The organism is Peribacillus sp. FSL E2-0159, assembly GCF_038643155.1.
Classification (GTDB): Bacteria; Bacillota; Bacilli; order Bacillales; family DSM-1321; genus Peribacillus; species Peribacillus simplex.
Map to the genome: position 1 here is coordinate 2,650,549 of NZ_CP152053.1, position 17,636 is coordinate 2,668,184.

The following is a 17,636-nucleotide window of genomic DNA, read 5'->3' on the forward strand; positions in this document are numbered from 1 at the left end:
GGGGAACGGAAATGAATGTGGAGAAAATGTTGCTCAAATGTGAATTTGAACAGTGGCTGTATGATGAAGCTCAACTGCTGGATGATATTGAATTTGATGATTGGTTCGATCTGATGCACCCGAGCTTGCGTTATCAAATGCCTGTACGTGTTAATAAAGAAGGGGTGGAACGCCCGGATTATTCAACGGACATGTTTACATTTAATGATGATATTGAGCTGCTGAGACTGCGCGTGGATCGTTTGAAAACGGATTATGCTTGGGCGGAAATACCGCCATCAAGAACACGGCGTTTTGTCTCCAATGTACGCGTTAAAGACTATGTTGAAGGTGAAAAGGCTGTAGTTAAGAGCTATCTGCTTATTTATCGAAGCCGCAGCACGGATATTCAACATGATTTGATTTCGGGGGAACGAAATGATGAATTCATTTTCGAAGAAGGTAAATGGAAACTTTCCAAACGGATATTCATTGTTGATCAATCAACGATAAATACCAGAAATCTTGCTATCTTCGTATAATATTGACTTGAAAAAAAAGAGATAACAAGGAGGCTGGTTACAATGACAATGGCGTTAAAGGATAAAGTAGTGTTGATTACCGGAGGAAATTCTGGTATCGGAGAGGCTGTCACTAGACGTTTTATACAAGAAGGGGCGAAAGTCAGCATTATCGGCCGCTCGATAGAAACGCTAAAGAAAATGAAAGAGGAATTTGGTGAAGAAATTCTCATTAACCAAGGCGATGTAAGCAAATATGAAGACAATGAGAGGGCTGTCCAGGCCACTGTCAAGCAATTTGGAAAGCTGGATGTTTTCGTTGCTAATGCAGGAGTCTTTGATGGATTTGCTAAATTTGCCGACGTAACTCCCGATGCACTTTCCGAAGCATATGATTTTCTGATTGATATTAACGTTAAAGGATCTTTCTTCGGTGCTAAAGCCGCTCTTAAAGAACTGCAAAAATCGAATGGCAATATTATTTTCACAGTATCCGGTGCTAGTTTTTATCCGGATGGCGGCGGGGTTTGGTACACAGCAAGCAAGCATGCCCAAATAGGGTTGATGCGCCAACTTGCCTTTGAACTTGCTCCTAACATTAGGGTGAATGCTGTAGCGCCTGGTGGCACTCTGACAGCATTATCGGTCATTCCTCCCCTACGTCCATTCGTTAAAATCGTGGATAATGAAACGAAGGCAAATAGCATAAAAAAAAGAAACCCACTTCAGCTTGCACAGATGCCCGAAGATCATGTAGCTGCATATGTCCTGTTAGCATCGGACGCGGCGCGTGCAATTACCGGCGAAGTCATCTCCAGTGATGGAGGATTGTCAGTTCGCGGACTTGGTTGAGTTCATAACAAAATAAACTATGGGAAGAAGGTTTATAAGTATGGCTGAATCGCTATTGGGCAATAGGAATATTAATCAACTCGCATTTGTTGTAAAAGATATTGAAGCTGCTAATATAGCTTTCACAAGACTGCTAGGCATTAAGAAGTCAGAACCATTTCTAACTGGTGACAGTTCTGTTTCGAAAGTCACTTTTAGAGGTGTACCAACGGAATCACAATCCAAACTGGCTTTTCTGAATACACCAACAGTCCAATTTGAGCTAATAGAACCCGATAAAAATCCAGGAACGATGCGTGAGTTCCTGGATGAAGTAGGAGAAGGGATCCACCATATAGCTTTTGATGTAGACTCTATCCAAAAGAGGCTGCCAATCATGGAGAAAAGTGGATACCCGGCTTTGCAAACGGGTGAATTCACTTCAAGTGCCGGCCGATATGTATATGTGGATACACTAGATGATCACAAAACGTTAGTTGAACTGCTTGAAAGTGCAGAGCCAAGAAAAACGGAATGGGAAAGGCCAGAAGATGAAAGCGCTCAGCCGCTATTAGGGACTAACAAAGTGGAACAGCTTGCGTTAGTTGTAAAAGACCTGGATGCGGCTGCAGATGCATATTGTAAGTTGTTGGGTATTAAAAAACCTCCCATCATACATTCTGGTTCAACCGAAATCACAAACGTGATTTACAAAGGGAAGCCCACCGAAGGAAAATCAAAATATATGTTCATCGATACTCCGTTAATTCAAATAGAATTGATCGAGCCGGGCGAATCACCTAGTACATGGAAAGATCATCTTGAAACATATGGTGAGGGTGTTCACCATATCTCTTTTGTCGTTAAAGACATGGAGGCTAAAATGAAGATGTTAGAAGAAATGGGCTATCCGGTGATACAGACAGGTAACTTTTTTAACGGAAAAGGCCGATATGCCTATATGGATACAATATCGACCTATAAAGTGATTATTGAATTGCTAGAACGTTTTGATGAGTAAACGTGTATCAATTGATCATCAAGAAATGTATCTGATGCAATTGTGTGAGCATTTTGCACTTACATAATTAGGAATTATTAAGCCCTGCAATGATTTCGGAAACCTAGCCATTTTCCCACCTAAACAGCTAATTAAAGTGATAACCTTAAAAAGCATATACAAGGCAATGGGCAAGAAGGGGACTTCAACCATGGCCTTGTACAGTGAATGAAAGTGAAATAATTAGAAACAAACGAAAAACTTATTGACAAATAATTCAGAATATTAATATCATTGAAAGTAGTTAGCGGCTTTGGGAATTTTTTTAAACTAAGATGTATACATGTATGCAGGTGAAGATGTTATTTTGGAGCAAAAAAGGTTATAAAAAATTTGTACAATCGGGGGCGGAGAGAATTGGAAATATCCGGAAAAATAAACTTTGATTATAGTGCAGAAGTGATTTGGGAAGCCATGCATAATCCGGAATTACTCAAGAATGCTATTCCAGGATGTCAAGACCTTTCATTAGTTGCAGATGGTGAATATGATGTTGAACTTAAGCTTGGTGTTGCAGCTGTAAAAGGTGACTATACGGGAAAGGTGAAATTGAAGGATTTGGAAGTGCCTTATCAGTATATTTTAAATGCTGAAGGAAGTGGGAAGCCAGGTTTTGTTTCTGCTGAAATGAATTGTAAAATAATACCAGATAATGATGGTTGTCAATTAATTTGGGAATGTAAGGCAGATATAGGTGGAATGATCGCCGGTGTGGGAAGCAGGGTCATTGGTGGTATTGCAAAATTCATGGCAGGTAAATTCTTTAAAGATATGGAGAAACAGTTAAAAACTCATCAAAGGATTTGATGTCGGTCATTTAAACCCATTTTAACGGTGAATTACGAATGGAGGGATTCCTATCAAACCAGCTAAGTTTAATTACCTTCGGCCTTCGAGCTTGGAAGAAGCGGTGCACTATTTATCAGAATACGGGGAAGATGCGAAAGTGTTATCAGGAGGACAAAGCTTGATTCCATTATTGAATATGAGACTTTCAACGCCAAAATACCTGATTGATATAGGCCGGGCTGAAGGGTTGAGCTATATACAAGAAAATGGTGAATCACTGGTCATCGGCGCTTTGACGAAACACAGGGATATAGAAAAGTCCGAAATGGTTAAGGAAAAGTGTCCATTGTTATCGGAAGCGATCCGGTGGGTAGGCCATGAACAAATACGTAATCGGGGAACTGTTGGTGGCAGCATCGCACATGGTGATCCATCTGCGGAGCTACCATGCGTTTTAACCGCTTTAAGAGGAGAAATAGTCATTGCCGATGTAAACGGAGAAGAAATAGTAAGCCCTGAAGAGTTCTTCCTTACCTATATGCTTACATCCTTACAGCCGGATCAATTGGTTAAAGAGATTCGGTTCCCGATAATAAAGCCGACTAGTGGATCGGCATTTGTAGAAGTGGCTAGAAGGCATGGGGATTTTGGTCTGGTTGAGGTGGCTGCAGTAGTGGAGCTAAATGAAGCTGGGAGTTTTTCTGAGGTTAAATTAGCCATTGGTGGCGTGAATTCCGTTCCAACAACTTTAGAGGATGTGGAGAGGCTTTTGGTTGGAAAGGAACCGGCTGAAGAAATTTATAAGGAGGCAAGTGATTTAACCATGGAGATGGTCGAACCTGAATCCGATCTCCATGGTACTGCTGAATATAGAAGGAAACTATCTGGTACGATGGTCATCCGTGCCTTAAAGCAAGCGACCATTCGTGCACAAGGGGGTAGGGTGATCTGATGGATGGAGTTAAGATAAATCTAAAAGTAAACGGACAAAATATATCGAAGGAAGTAGACGCTAGATTGTTATTATCGGATTTTATCAGGGAGAACTTGTTACTTACTGGAACACATCTTGGCTGTGAACATGGAGTTTGCGGAGCTTGTACAATCCATGTTAACGGTGATCCAGTCCGCTCATGTTTAATGCTTGCAGTCCAAGCGGATGGATGTGAAGTCAAGACTGTGGAGTCACTTATCCAGGAGAGTGGGGAACTTAATCACCTACAGCAAGCTTTTTCTGATAATCATGCCCTGCAATGCGGATTTTGTACACCGGGATTTTTGATGACGGTTTCGAGTTTTCTGGAAGAAAATTCAAATCCGAGTGAGGATGAAATAAGGAAATGCATTTCAGGAAATTTATGTCGATGCACCGGTTACTCCAACATTATTAAAGCTGTGAAGCAGGCTGCCCAAACTGTGTCCAATTAAGGAGGGAACAGGTATGACAAAATACGTTGGTCAAAGTGTTAAGCGGAAGGAAGATTATCGTTTGGTTACAGGTACAGGGCAATTCGTGGGAGATATCCGAATGGCAAATATGGTTGAAGCAGTCTTTGTCCGCAGCACTCATGCACATGCCACAATCAAAGGGATTGATATCTCCGAAGCTCGGGCATTGGAAGGGGTGCATGCCATTCTCACCGGAATGGATATAGATGGGATAATAAAGCCTCTTGTCCAATTTGAATCACATTGTGCTTTGCCACCCAATCTAGAGGAAGCGATCAATCCCACTATCCATTATTGTTATGAAGATGTCCTGGCCAAGAATAAGGTGATGTATGTAGGGCAACCCATTGCAGTTGTCGTTGCAGAAAACAGGTATGTGGCCGAAGATGCAGCAGATTTGATAAAAGTGAAATATGAAACGTTACCAGTAGTTGTCGATCCATTCAAGTCATTGGAAAAAGGCGCACCATTGATTCAAGAGCATTTAAAGAATAACGTCCAGTCAGATTTCCATGTTACGACAGGGAATGCTGTACAGTCGCTTAAAGATGCAGATCATATTCTGAAGGCAAGAATCCAAACGCCTAGAGTTTCTTCCAACCCGCTCGAAACGAGGGGGGTCGTTTCCATCTATGAAAACCGTACTGATCAATTGCATGTTTATTCTTCCACTCAACTTCCTTTTGAAATTAGAACCTATATTGCTAGATTATTGGATTTGGTTGAACAGCAAATCAGGGTGACTGCACCTGACGTAGGTGGTGGTTTCGGACCAAAAGGTGGGGTTCACCCAGAAGAAATCATAATCCCATATCTATCCAAGTTATTGAAGAGACCTGTCAAGTGGATTGAAGACCGTCTAGAACATTTGACCAGTGCCCGCCATTCACGGGATCAAACCCATGATGTTGAGGTTGCTTATAACCTGGATGGCACTATTTTGGGAATTAAAGATCACTTTATTATAGATAGTGGCGCCGTCAATTATTTCGGATTAACATGTGCCTACAATAGTGCCTACCATCTAAGGGGAGCATATAAGATTCCAAACTATGATGTTACTTGCCAGATTGTCTTAACGAATAAAACACCAAATGTTCCATTTAGGGGAGCAGGGAGACCAGAGGTCGTTTTCGTAATGGATAGAATTATCGATATGGTCGCTAGAAGGTTGAAAAAAGATCCAGTGGAAGTAATGCGAAAGAACATGATCCAAGCGGAGGATATGCCTTATGACCAAGGGATTTTGGTTAAAGATGGTGCAAAGCTGATTTATGATAGCGGGGACTATCCAGCTGCACTGGAACAAGGTTTGAAAATGGTAGATTATGAAGGATTTAGAGAGCAGCAAAAAGAGTTGAAGAAGCAAGGAAAACTAGTCGGTGTCGGCATTTCAACTTATGTAGAAGGAACAGGTGCAGGTCCATTCGAAAGTGCCTATGTCACCATTGATGGTTCCGGTCAGGTTGTGGCATACCTTGGAGCATCCCCACAGGGGCAGGGGCACGAAACGGTATTTTCCCAAATCTGTGCGGATGAATTAATGCTTAGCCCAAATGAAATTACAATAAGGGTCGGGGATACAACGAACTTGGCCTTTGGTGCCGGAACGTACGCAAGCCGGAGTGCAGTAAATGCTGGATCGGCCATTCAAGTTGCTTCAGCGAAATTAAGGGAAAAAGTATTGGCGGTCGCAGCTGCCATGCTTGAAGTTGAAACCGCTGATTTACAAATGGAAAATGGTAAAGTCTTAGTTAAGGCCGAACCAGAAAAATGTGTGACCTATAAAGAAATTGCGGAAGCTGCACGTCCAGGAAACAGATGCAAGGTGCCTGTTGGAATGGAACCAGGCCTGCAAGTCACACATTACTTCGTTCCGCCCACTGTTACTTTTTCATCGTCCGTTCACATTGCCATGGTGGAAGTAGATAAGGAAACAGGTTTTGTCGAGTTGAAGGGTTATAGTGTGGTTCATGACGCAGGAAAGGTCATCAATCCAATGATCGTGGATGGTCAAGTGCAGGGTGGCATAGCCCAGGGAATTGGTGCAGCTTTATATGAAGAAGTCGTTTACGATGAGAAAGGTCAACTTTTGACCGGTTCTTATATGGATTATTTATTGCCGACTTCCATGGAGATCCCGTCTGTTGAAAAGTCCCATCAAGAATTCCTCTCTACCAGAAATCCACTTGGTATCAAAGGAGTAGGCGAAGGCGGAGCCATTTCCCCTCCTGCAGCCATAGCGAATGCTGTCGTTGATGCGCTCGATCCATTAGAAGTCACGATCAATCAATTGCCCATTAGCCCAAGTAAACTTCGTAATTGGATTAAGGAAGCTGAAACGAAAAAGTACAAAATCGAAATAAGCTAAAAAATTCATTTAGCGGTTCAGAATTCATTTGTTGGTGGATTATACCCTATGCCATTACAGAAGAAAAGACGAGCATGAAAATGGAAGGTGTAAATAGGGGATTACACTCGTTACGACATTTCATGATAATAGGGGCTGATTTTTTTGAATAATTTAAATCCACAACTGCATGATCCATCGAGCAAAATGACGAATACGCGTTGGTTCTTCACGGCCTTTCCTTTGCTTGTTCTTTTCACTGTTTCCATGATGGATAAGGCGAATATTAACATTTTGCTTGCAAACAAGCCCTTTCTAACTGATTTGGGCATTGATGGTAACTTAGTGAAAGGAACACTTAGCAGCATATTTTTAGTGACTTATGCTTTTGGTCAATTAGCCTGGGGCTTCATCGTTGATAAGATAGGTGCACTACGCAGCGGATTCATTGGGATCGCTCTATGGGCATTTGCGATGGTTTTAGGTGGAATGGCCGATTCCATTAGTGCGATTTTATGGTCCAGGGCCATATTGGGAATCGGTGAAGGTGTTCTGTATCCAATGGCATTGAAATTAACCTCAAGCTGGTTCCCGCAAAATGAACAAGCAAAGGCACAGACAACTTGGTATAACGGAAATGCGATAGGACCAGTTCTAGGGCTTCCGCTAATAGCAATCATAGCGTCCACATATGGCTGGAGGGAAAGTTACTTTATACTTGCGGCATTATCTGTCGTATGTTTGATTTTATTTGTGATCATGACAAGAGATAATCCGGCTAAGCATTATGCAGTTAATTCAATGGAATTAAACTATATTCAAAGTAATCAAAAAGTGGGGAAAACTCCAACCGCAAGTAAAGATAATGTTAAAGCGGTTCTTACGAGTCAGATGTTCTGGATCTTAACGATTGTTTATTCTTGCATTTCCATAGCCTATTATGGAATTTCCACCTTTTTACCAAGTTATTTGACAGAGGAAAAAGGAATTGCTTTTGTAAATTCCGCTGTTATAAATGCCGGTGGATTCGCATTAGCCATTGTTGTACAAATGGTGGCGGGGTTTCTCTCCGATCGATTCATGAAGAGGGCGATTTTTGTAGGCGGGGCATGCGGGCTTATCATCGTTTTCATGCTTTTCTCGCTTTTCACTACTAACAGCACAGTTGCGGCCGTCTTGAGCATTTTATTGATAGGTCTTTTGTTTATGCCAGCTGCCCTGACCATGACCATGCTTCACCGTGTCGCTTCGTCCGAGGTAATGGGGAGCATCAGTGGGGTTTTCGGCTGTGTATCTTACCTAATTGCAGCTCTTGGACCCATGGTTGTCGGTTTATTCAGTCAAATGAGCGGTTCATATAATGGCGGGTTTATTGCCCTTTTATGTTTTGTTGCCCTCTCCCTTTTCTTAAGTGTTTTCTTAGTCAGAAAAGGATATTAGCGCTCTGATTTAAATCATTGAAATGAATAATGGGGGAGAGAGACAAATAGGGTATTTTCTATTTGTCTCCCTTTTTCTGCTTCCAAATATGTGAATGTCAGATTTAGTGGAGGGTGTTAAGGATGTCAAGGTTACAAGAATTAAAAGATGTTTTGAAAAATATAAGTTCCGCATGGGAGCGGCACGAAAAGGCAGCCATGGTCATGCAAATAGGTGTAAAGGGTTCAGCATACAGACTTCCAGGTGCAAAAATGATGATGGCATCGGACGGTGATATGTTTGGCACGATAAGTGGCGGATGTTTGGAAAGCGATTTATATGGCTGGGCGGAAAAAGCTATGGAAACCAATACCTGTGTTACTCACCAATATGACTTAAGCGAGAATGAAATTTGGGGGTTGGGAATAGGGTGCAAAGGTAAATTGGATATATTTATCCTCCCTATTGAGCCAAATGACGAATTCTGGATGATGACAAATCAAATTGTCCAGAAAGGGCAGAAATTCACCATGATATTGGATGTATCCTCTGGTAAAGGTTTAATCGTAGATAAATATGGTAACCTCATTGGAAATCCTGGAAGTGTGCCATCTGAAGTAGTTGAAAAAGCAAGGGTGGTAATGGATACACAAACTCGAGCAGAATTGATGAATCTGGAGGGAAAACGATATCTAATTGATGCTATAAAGCCCAGTGAGCACTTGATTATTGCTGGGGCTGGCAAGGATGCTGTTCCAGTTGTCGAATTCGCAGCAAAAGCTGGATTTTCCGTAACGGTATTGGATTCACGTAAGCATTTCAATAATGATCGCTTGTTTCCTTTGGCTTCAAATTTGCAAAAATGCCCAGATGAAATAGACCCTTCTGAATTTACTGGATCATGGTGGGTAGTCATGAATCATATCCAGTCCTTAGATGAGAAAACCTTACAAGTGGCTTTGAAAAGTGACCCACGATATATTGGAGTGCTTGGTCCAATCTCCCGTACAACGGAAATGCTCAATACAATTGGTGAAGACTTCAACAGCGGTCCAATCCACTCACCAATTGGTTTGGATATCGGTGCAGAAACGATGGAGGAAGTTGCACTAAGTATTGTGTCGGAATTGATGTCGGTTAGAAATGGAAGAATTCCTGCACCCTTGCATGGCAAAGTGAAAATTCATGCCTAAAATAGGCGTGATCATACTTGCGGCAGGCATGTCGATTCGAATGGGAGGACCTAAACTGTTACTTCCTTTACGGGGCCAACCTCTATTTCGGCATGCCATTGATTCTATCCTTGGCAGTTCCATGCAGCCGATCTATTTGGTTGCTGGTAAATATATAGAAGAAATTCGTCAACATAGTGAAGATTATCCAGGATTGAAGATTATTCATAATCCGAATTATGCAGATGGAATGTCCACTTCTTTAAAACTTGGAGTTCAATCCATCAAAGAAAATGTGGATGCAGTCATGATTTTCCTTGCGGATCAGCCCCTTATTTCCCGTGACGTCATACAAGCTTTAATAGAAAAATATATAGAGTGTAAAGATGATGGAGTACGGATCGTTCGACCCAAATATAAAGGAGAGGCAGGACATCCGATACTAGTGGATGCAGTAATACTCAAAGAATTTCATTCAATAGAAGGTGATCAAGGAGGGAAAAGCATCATCCAAAAATATGATGCGATGACTGAGACCGTTTCTTTTGACAATTCGATGTGGGGATTTGACATTGACACGCCTGAAGACTTCCTTAAAGTGAAATTGCATTTAAAATCATAATGGAGAACATTGAAATAACATGAGTAATCCTGGGAAAGTATCCTGCGGAACGGCCGGAAAAAGAGAAAGAGGGTCGAAATATTCCCCGAATCGTCCGAAATGCTCCTGAAATACGTAATATATACCTAATATAAAAGGGTTCCTACAATTGCGGACTGAATACTCGCAAATAGGCACCCTTTATTTTAATTTTATTGTGATACACGTTTTATGTAATCAAGGTAATAATCATAGTTTTTTTGGATATGAATCGTATTGACCTTTATTGCTTTTTCTACATCTTTGTCACGAATGGCATGGATTACCTGTAAGTGCTCGTTGTTTCGTTCCTCATACCAAGATTTATCAACCATTGTAACATCTTCATTCCGGGCCGATAAAAAGGAAATTCGAAAAGAAAGCCATAATGAATCTGTAGTCTTTTGGAGAAAAGTATTTCTCGAGTAGGAATATAATAAGCGGTGAAATTCAATGTTTGCACGACTTGCCGCTATTCGGTCATTATTATTTATGGCCTGTTGCAGTTTATCCGTTGCCCATTCCAGTTTTTTTAATTCCTCTTCCGTAATTCCTTCACAAGCTTTTTGTAAAGAATAGTTTTCGAGCAATTTCCTGATTTCCAATTCTTGCTGCAAAAGTTCAATATCCACATTGGATATTACCATCCCTATACCAGGTTTCACCTGAAGCAAATTTTCCTGTTCTAATTTCCGCAAAGCTTCACGAACCGGTGTACGGCTACAATTGAATTGTTGGGCGATATCATCTTCCGTTAAACGATCTCCGGGCAAAAATATCCCTTCAATGATCGCATTTTTAATAACAAAAAATATAGCTTCCCTTAAGGGCTTAGAAGAATAATGTTCTATTTGTTCTGTAATATATTGATAGTGATTGGTTTCCATGGTGCTCCTTTCTAAAATCCAATTATATACAAGTATATTTATTTTATCTTAAAAAACGATTGAAGTCATTCTCTGCTTCAGACTTTTGATTGTTTAAATATTTCAATGGGTCGACCGCTTATGTTTTTGCACAACTAATGATTTAACTTTTAGATCATATAAAAAAGTTAGTTTATATGATCTATGAAACAATTATTACCAAAGATGCTTACAAGGCTATTTATCCTTATTGGCAAGGTATAAAATTCAGGGAAGCCCCAACCATCCTGAAACTGGAGAAAAGCCTGATAATATGGGGGAAAACAAGGGTGTCATAAAATAAGCGGAAGCAAACTTACAGTAAACATCGATATGAAGTGAGTCACTTTGCCGCGATGAATGATGTATTCCATCCTGTAAGAAGTGCAATGAAGTTGCTCGTTTACCTAAACATGCTATGATGGAAATAGAGGCGTTTGATATTATTTATTTACTAATGTAACGAGAGCGCCAGATTAATATTTTTTTCTTTAATGTACAACATAGGATACAGGAGGAGTTTTAAAATGAATTTAGCACAATTTCCTAGAAAGCGATATACACCAGAATATACATCAGTTGAGAGATTAGATCATTTTTCTGAAGTTCTTGGAGGCCCTTCCATTTATGTTAAACGAGATGATATGCTTGGTCTGACGGCTGGGGGAAATAAAACAAGAAAACTGGAATTCCTTGTTGCCGATGCGTTGGAAAATGGCGCGGATACGTTGATTACATGTGGAGGCATTCAATCAAATCATTGCCGCTTGACACTAGCTGCTGCCGTTAAAGAGAAAATGAAATGCATCCTTGTATTGGAAGAGGGCCTTTCAAAAGAGTCAGAGCCGGATTTTAACGGTAACTATTTTCTCTATCATTTATTGGGCGCTGACCAAATTATAGTTGTACCTAATGGATCGGACTTAATGCAAGAAATGCAGAAAGTGGCTAAAGAGGTGACAGAGAAAGGACATCGACCTTACATCATTCCCGTTGGGGGATCCAATGTCATTGGTGCAACGGGATATGTTGCATGCGCTCAGGAGATTTTAGCACAGTCCTTTGAGCAAGGCATTGATTTGAAAACAGTTATTTGTGTAAGCGGCAGTGGGGGAATGCATGCTGGTTTGGTTGCAGGATTTCAAGGAAACCAAAGTGGAATATCAGTAATTGGCATAAATGTAAGCAGAGGAAAAGCTGAACAAGAAGAGAAAGTTTTTCAGCTTGTTAGAGAAACTACAACACACATCGGCATACAAAATGAGATCCCTCGCGAGGCAGTTACGTGTTTTGATGAGTATGTCGGACCGGGTTATGCTCTGCCTACACCTGAAATGGTGGAAGCAGTCAAGCTAATGGCAAGAACAGAAGGGATTTTGCTGGATCCGGTATATACGGGTAAAGCGGCAGCGGGACTCATTGATTTAATCCAAAAAGGCACCTTTAAGCCGGAGGATAACATCCTATTTGTTCACTCTGGTGGTGCTTCATCGTTATATGCCAATACTTCGCTATTTAATTGAAATGTCATTATATAATAAATTCTAAAGTTAAAGTGGAGAAAAGCTGGCTCATTTGCATAGCTCAAATGCCAAGACAACAGAAGCAGTGAGAGTATTCTAAACGATTCTTTCTATACATAATATGCAGGGTGCCTAATCCGACTTTGTTTAATTTATTAAATCAAACAAGCTTTCATGTGAATTTTAAGAACTTATGCTCTAAGTGTGAAAACGTCACAATGAAATTTAATTGAAAAGTTCCTGTAATGGTCAAGAGGAGAGCACGAAAACCATTTGAAAACTGATCATAGAAATAACAATCAAGGCTTAATATCAATTTAAAGAAGCAATAGAATTGATTCAGCAATGGATGGACGTAGTACATTATGGAGCCTGTTCCCCAATGTGCTAACGTGTTGGTAGCGGAATAGACTATTGTCCATGTACAACAGAGGATTCTACAGTTGTAGAATCCTCCTTTAATAATTATGTTACTTTTCGATTAAAGACGTCGTATGATCAAAAACAACTTTACCATCAACGATCGTTAGCCGTATCTTTGTATTGGGGATTTCTTCTACTGGCATTTCAAAGAGATTTCGTTCTAATACTATGATATCTGCAAGTTTTCCTACTTCTAGTGTACCTAATTCCTCATCTCTAAATGTACCATAGGCGGATCCAGCTGTATAAGCTTTCAATGCTTCGGCAAGTGTGATGCGCTCATGTGGATGCCATACCGTTTTTCCGCTGCTGTCGATTCTCGTTACTGCACGATAGATTTGTAGAAGCGGATTAAGGATATCAATTGGGAAGTCCGTTCCAAATGCCAAATTCGCTCCGGCTTTTTGCAATGTATCAACCGTTACGCTTCGCAACTTCGCCATTTCTCCTATACTCAGCATATTTTGCATGGCTTTTTCTCCTAATCAACACTGAATTTATATATATTAATAACATGATTACCACTTATTATAAAGTAGTGATTCTTTTTGTGTATAGCTAGTAGTAGGATAATTCGCAGAACATTGAACTTCTAGGTTTAAGTCGAATAATGGACGGAAAGTTTGTGCAATTTTATGGACATGAGTCATCCATTTCAACAGTTTTTTCTGGAAGCCTGTACTGAATTAATGGAAAAAGTCTACTCTAAGCTATGAAAAAAAGCAAACGAAATTTCTGAATGGTTTGCCAGTTGGACAAAAGTGTTTTAACAATAATTTATATATAAAGTCAATGACTAGTTTCAAAATCAATTGGTTAAAACTGATATTATTTATTTCAACTAAAGTGGCATTGCATGTTTAATAAGGAATTTGTAATGAGGGAACATATGTTTTATAATGTTTTTTGAGTAAGTAATTATTTATCGAAATAGGGGAGGTATTATATGTATATTACAATTTCAGATTTTATTAAAGAATGGAATAAAGAAGCCATACTGACTCAAAATGTTTTGGATAGTTTGACTGATGATTCATTAGAACAACAAGTTTATCCTGAAGGCCGCACTTTAGGAAGAATTGCGTGGCATTTCACCACGAACATTCCAGATTATCTAGCTCATTTCGGATTAAAGATAGACCGGATAGAAAGTTCAGAAAACGTTCCATCTTCAGCCCAGGAAATTGCTATCACTTTTAATAATGTAAGTTCTCACGCAGCCCAAATTATTGAACAACAATGGACAGACGAATCCCTAGAGCAAATACAAGAAGCGTTTGGAAGACAGGAAACAAATGCTTCCATCCTTATGGGACTAATCAAGCATATTGTTCATCATCGCGGACAAGTTACGGTTCTGATGCGTCAAGCAGGAATAAAACCTTCTGGGGTTTATGGACCGCCAAAAGAAGATTGGATTCATTTAGGTGTGGAAAATCCACCACTTTAATGAAGTTGAAGAAAAGACGGGGGCTAAGTTTAATAAATATATCCCAATTTCTCAATTTAATCACTGTTAATAATATGTTAAAGCATCCTTTGAAGGGTGCCTTTTTATTTTTCCAAGGAAAGAAACCAGCTAATTTGAAGACGATGTTTCAACTGGCATTCTCCTTGTTTTTCCTATTAAAGCTAATGAAGTAAAACTAATAATGCGATAGATCAACATGCCTTGCATACAATGAACGTTTATTCCGTCTTTATCCTGTTGATTAGGCTATTACAGGCCGCAATATCCTGGAACCCCACCCTAATGGTTGTCACCACCGGCACAACAAAATCTGTCAATGATTAGAAGTTAAACAAAACGACTTTAAAGACGAGACCTTCACCAAATTAATTAAAGCTGACTGAAAGTATATAGTTATAGAGCAGGACTTATAAATATCAGTATTTTGTAGAAAAATGTCGTTATTTGCGAATATCATTATCGTCATTTCTGAGATATTATAATATTGAATGTACTTCAATACATTGAAGTGGTAATGCAACCTTTATGTCGGGGCTCAACTTAGTGAGTGGGGGAAAATAAATGAGTGTAATCATCGAGAAGAAACGAGTGGAAAACTATACTCATATGGAAGATTTAATGTTGGTTGGGAAAATCCAGAATGGTGATGAAGATGCACTGGACTTTTTAATCAAAAAATACAGATGTGTCGTTCAATCAAATGCTTTGAAGTATTTTTTAACTGGTGGAGATAAGGAAGATGTATTACAGGAAGGGATGATTGGACTATATAAGGCCATTCGAGACTACAAGAATTGCAAAAAGTCGTCTTTCAGATCATTTGCGGAACTGTGCATTACAAGACAAATCATAACCGCTGTTAAAGCGGCTATTTGCCAAAAGCATTCTCCCTTAAATAATTATGTTTCATTGTATACGCCTATCTATCAAGGGGAATCGGAACAGGCCTTAATTGATCTAATCCCTGAACTGAGACAAAATGACCCAGTCACGATCTTAATAAAATCAGAAGAAATTTGCGATATTGAGCTAATTTTAACGGAAGTCCTTAGTGAGTTGGAAAGTAGTGTTGTGGACTTGTACCTAGAAGGAAAAACTTATATTGAAATATCAAAGGAACTGAATGTTCAAAAAAAGACGATCGATAATGCACTTCAGCGTGTAAAAAGGAAGTTGGAGCGGTACTTCGAGTCAAGGAAGTTGGAAGAATAATAACTATAATCATTAAACATAAAGAATCTATTCAATTCCGAATGGATTCTTTTATTTTTACTTCATAATTTGGTCTACTTAAATTTTCAAATCTATTCTTATCCATGCATCAACAATAAATTTCATTCAAGAAAAGGCGCGATTCTTGAATAAGATCCGCTACTTAATTTTCTGATAAAGGGGAATAGAATGTATCTGTTAGTATAGTAAGTAAAGTGTTTAATAACATTGATTTTCGAGATAGAAGTTTTAAAAAAGTAATACTTGGCACACTGGAACTTACACTTTCCAAATGAGAAAATTTAGTAAGGGGATTCCCTTTTTTCATATTATTAATGAGATCTCGGATAACAAGCGAAGCTAGGACATTACTTGGAGGAATAGGGGTTCAGACTGGATGTACAAATGCTCCAACTGAAAGTAATTACTCACAAAAGGAAAAGTTATAACTATCATAAAAGATTTTAACGAGGGAAAAGTAGGTAAGGAGAGGTCACTGTTAATGTTGTGCACCTTGTTCGACAGGCCCGTGAAGGAATTTTTCGATGATTGGTATGATTTTGTATAAGTATAAAATGATGATTTGATATTAGAAAAAAAAGATGCAATAGACATAATGTCAGATTGATAGAAATGAAGCAGCCTGATCAAATGGAGCTGCTTCATTTTTTTGTGCTTTTTCAATGGATAATAAGTTCAAACTCTGCACAAATGACATAATATTTTTAAAATTTGCACAAGTGGTATTTTTTTGTTGACGTAGCTATTTTTGTAAGCGTATACTAAACTCAACAAAGCACAAATGATTGCGATTGCACAAATGTGCATATTAAAAAAGGATGAGGGACTAAATGGATAAAAGAGAAGAAAAAAGACTCTTAGTTAAAATTGCGCAAATGTATTATGAAGAAGATATGACGCAAGGTGCCATTTCAAAAGAATTAGGTATATACCGAACATCCGTCAGCAGACTTTTAAAAAAAGCAAGGGAAGATGGAGTAGTTAAAATTACTGTTAGTAGCGATATTGATGGAGCTTTTGAATTGGAACGTCGAATGGAAAAATTGTTTGGCTTAAAAGAAGTAATAATTCTTCCTGAAAAGAGAGACAGTACAGAACTGGATAAAAAGAAAGTGGTAGCAGTAGCAGGGGCTGAATTATTAAAACGAATTATTAAAGACGGCGATGTCGTTGGCTGTGCCTGGGGAAGCACAATGGCCAGTATGATCGGTGAATTTACCAATGCCGGAAAAAAAGACGCTCATTTTGTCCCTTTAGTAGGTGGACCTGGACCAATGGATACGAAGCATCACGTTAATAGAATTGTTTATAATATTGCAGAGGATTTTGGAGGAACTTCTTATTTTATTGATGCTGCGGCAGTAGTAGAAAAAAAAGAGACAAAGGATGACATTGTTCAATCACACTATTTCACTAAAATAACTGAGCTTTGGGGCAACTTAACAATTGCAGTAGTAGGGATCGGGAACCCAAACCAATCATCTAATTTAGTCTGGGCTGGCTTTTGTGGCAATAGAGAAATTGAAGATTTAAATCAACAAGGTGCCATTGGTGATATCTGCTCACGATTTTATGATATAGATGGAAACCTGATTCAATCTGACTTAACTGACCGAACAATAGCCATTGAGCTGGAAAAATTAAAAAATATTCCTTACTCAATAGGTATTGCAGAGTCTGTTGAAAAAGCTCCTTCCATTATTGGCGGATTAAGAGGAGGATACATTAACACTCTGATCACCACTGAGGAAACGGCAAATGCAATTATTGAAATTATAGAAAAAGGAACTGCCTTATATTAGGAAGTAGGGATTAATTTTAAACTAGATCTTTTTATCTGATTGTAAGCGGAAACAAGATGTAAGATTCAG

16 protein-coding genes are annotated in these 17,636 nt (G+C 39.2%); 14 read left to right on the forward strand and 2 right to left on the reverse strand.

All coding sequences use genetic code 11. The annotated features are described in order from the left end of the window. Window positions 1-11 precede the first annotated feature (11 nt). From NYE63_RS13005 to NYE63_RS13050, 10 genes are all read left to right on the forward strand, one after another. Window positions 12-521, forward strand: a complete 510-nt coding sequence (locus NYE63_RS13005; RefSeq protein ID WP_063233598.1) for an aromatic-ring-hydroxylating dioxygenase subunit beta — start codon at window positions 12-14, stop codon at window positions 519-521. 42 nt (window positions 522-563) lie between these two features. Continuing rightward, the gene (locus tag NYE63_RS13010; protein WP_342605459.1) at window positions 564-1,352 is read left to right on the forward strand and encodes an SDR family NAD(P)-dependent oxidoreductase; all 789 of its coding nucleotides are present in this window, start codon (window positions 564-566) and stop codon (window positions 1,350-1,352) included. Window positions 1,353-1,392: 40 nt separating this feature from the next. Further along, window positions 1,393-2,352, forward strand: coding sequence for a VOC family protein (locus NYE63_RS13015; RefSeq protein WP_342605460.1), 960 nt, complete (start codon window positions 1,393-1,395; stop codon window positions 2,350-2,352). Between the two features lie 396 nt (window positions 2,353-2,748). Next, a complete protein-coding gene (locus NYE63_RS13020; RefSeq protein WP_342605461.1) occupies window positions 2,749-3,198 on the forward strand; it encodes a carbon monoxide dehydrogenase subunit G in 450 nt (149 codons plus the stop codon). A 52-nt stretch (window positions 3,199-3,250) separates the two neighbouring features. Next, window positions 3,251-4,132 carry a xanthine dehydrogenase family protein subunit M gene (locus NYE63_RS13025; RefSeq protein WP_342605750.1) on the forward strand — a complete coding sequence of 294 codons (882 nt, stop codon included), beginning with the start codon at window positions 3,251-3,253 and terminating at the stop codon, window positions 4,130-4,132. Continuing rightward, complete coding sequence (locus NYE63_RS13030) at window positions 4,132-4,608, forward strand: (2Fe-2S)-binding protein (protein WP_342605462.1); 477 nt, start codon at window positions 4,132-4,134, stop codon at window positions 4,606-4,608. The genes NYE63_RS13025 and NYE63_RS13030 overlap by 1 nt, the downstream gene beginning before the upstream one ends. Before the next feature lie 13 nt (window positions 4,609-4,621). Continuing rightward, on the forward strand, window positions 4,622-7,000 hold the full coding sequence (locus tag NYE63_RS13035) for a xanthine dehydrogenase family protein molybdopterin-binding subunit (protein WP_342605463.1): 2,379 nt from the start codon (window positions 4,622-4,624) through the stop codon (window positions 6,998-7,000). A 144-nt stretch (window positions 7,001-7,144) separates the two neighbouring features. Next, complete coding sequence (locus NYE63_RS13040) at window positions 7,145-8,419, forward strand: MFS transporter (RefSeq protein ID WP_342605464.1); 1,275 nt, start codon at window positions 7,145-7,147, stop codon at window positions 8,417-8,419. 122 nt (window positions 8,420-8,541) lie between these two features. After that, window positions 8,542-9,591 carry an XdhC family protein gene (locus tag NYE63_RS13045; protein ID WP_342605465.1) on the forward strand — a complete coding sequence of 350 codons (1,050 nt, stop codon included), beginning with the start codon at window positions 8,542-8,544 and terminating at the stop codon, window positions 9,589-9,591. Further along, window positions 9,584-10,192 carry a nucleotidyltransferase family protein gene (locus tag NYE63_RS13050; RefSeq protein ID WP_342605466.1) on the forward strand — a complete coding sequence of 203 codons (609 nt, stop codon included), beginning with the start codon at window positions 9,584-9,586 and terminating at the stop codon, window positions 10,190-10,192. The genes NYE63_RS13045 and NYE63_RS13050 overlap by 8 nt, the downstream gene beginning before the upstream one ends. 191 nt (window positions 10,193-10,383) lie before the next feature. On the opposite strand, the gene NYE63_RS13055 is transcribed toward NYE63_RS13050, so the two are convergent. Further along, window positions 10,384-11,097, reverse strand: a complete 714-nt coding sequence (locus NYE63_RS13055; protein WP_342605467.1) for a GntR family transcriptional regulator — start codon at window positions 11,095-11,097, stop codon at window positions 10,384-10,386. A 545-nt stretch (window positions 11,098-11,642) separates the two neighbouring features. On the opposite strand from NYE63_RS13055, the gene NYE63_RS13060 reads away from it, so the two are divergent. Then, a complete protein-coding gene (locus tag NYE63_RS13060; protein ID WP_342605468.1) occupies window positions 11,643-12,638 on the forward strand; it encodes a D-cysteine desulfhydrase in 996 nt (331 codons plus the stop codon). Window positions 12,639-13,108: 470 nt separating this feature from the next. Here the strand turns inward: NYE63_RS13060 and NYE63_RS13065 are convergent, their stop codons facing one another. Further along, window positions 13,109-13,531, reverse strand: a complete 423-nt coding sequence (locus NYE63_RS13065) for an amidohydrolase family protein (RefSeq protein WP_342605469.1) — start codon at window positions 13,529-13,531, stop codon at window positions 13,109-13,111. A gap of 476 nt (window positions 13,532-14,007) precedes the next feature. On the opposite strand from NYE63_RS13065, the gene NYE63_RS13070 reads away from it, so the two are divergent. The 3 genes from NYE63_RS13070 (at window position 14,008) to NYE63_RS13080 (ending at window position 17,567) form a co-directional block, all read left to right on the forward strand. After that, entirely contained in the window at window positions 14,008-14,511 is a 504-nt protein-coding gene (locus NYE63_RS13070; RefSeq protein WP_342605470.1) for a DinB family protein, read from the forward strand. A 582-nt stretch (window positions 14,512-15,093) separates the two neighbouring features. Further along, entirely contained in the window at window positions 15,094-15,744 is a 651-nt protein-coding gene (gene sigH / locus NYE63_RS13075; protein WP_342605471.1) for an RNA polymerase sporulation sigma factor SigH, read from the forward strand. Window positions 15,745-16,595: 851 nt separating this feature from the next. Further along, window positions 16,596-17,567, forward strand: a complete 972-nt coding sequence (locus NYE63_RS13080) for a sugar-binding transcriptional regulator (RefSeq protein ID WP_141994262.1) — start codon at window positions 16,596-16,598, stop codon at window positions 17,565-17,567. Window positions 17,568-17,636 lie beyond the last annotated feature (69 nt).

Coding starts and splice junctions, on each gene's coding strand:
- NYE63_RS13045 (WP_342605465.1), top strand. CDS start 8,542: ATGTCAAGGTTACAAGAATTAAAAGATGTTTTGAAAAATATAAGTTCC.
- NYE63_RS13015 (WP_342605460.1), top strand. CDS start 1,393: ATGGCTGAATCGCTATTGGGCAATAGGAATATTAATCAACTCGCATTT.
- NYE63_RS13060 (WP_342605468.1), top strand. CDS start 11,643: ATGAATTTAGCACAATTTCCTAGAAAGCGATATACACCAGAATATACA.
- NYE63_RS13050 (WP_342605466.1), top strand. CDS start 9,584: ATGCCTAAAATAGGCGTGATCATACTTGCGGCAGGCATGTCGATTCGA.
- NYE63_RS13080 (WP_141994262.1), top strand. CDS start 16,596: ATGGATAAAAGAGAAGAAAAAAGACTCTTAGTTAAAATTGCGCAAATG.
- NYE63_RS13005 (WP_063233598.1), top strand. CDS start 12: ATGAATGTGGAGAAAATGTTGCTCAAATGTGAATTTGAACAGTGGCTG.
- NYE63_RS13055 (WP_342605467.1), bottom strand. CDS start 11,097: ATGGAAACCAATCACTATCAATATATTACAGAACAAATAGAACATTAT.
- sigH (WP_342605471.1), top strand. CDS start 15,094: ATGAGTGTAATCATCGAGAAGAAACGAGTGGAAAACTATACTCATATG.
- NYE63_RS13010 (WP_342605459.1), top strand. CDS start 564: ATGACAATGGCGTTAAAGGATAAAGTAGTGTTGATTACCGGAGGAAAT.
- NYE63_RS13070 (WP_342605470.1), top strand. CDS start 14,008: ATGTATATTACAATTTCAGATTTTATTAAAGAATGGAATAAAGAAGCC.
- NYE63_RS13065 (WP_342605469.1), bottom strand. CDS start 13,531: ATGCAAAATATGCTGAGTATAGGAGAAATGGCGAAGTTGCGAAGCGTA.
- NYE63_RS13035 (WP_342605463.1), top strand. CDS start 4,622: ATGACAAAATACGTTGGTCAAAGTGTTAAGCGGAAGGAAGATTATCGT.
- NYE63_RS13030 (WP_342605462.1), top strand. CDS start 4,132: ATGGATGGAGTTAAGATAAATCTAAAAGTAAACGGACAAAATATATCG.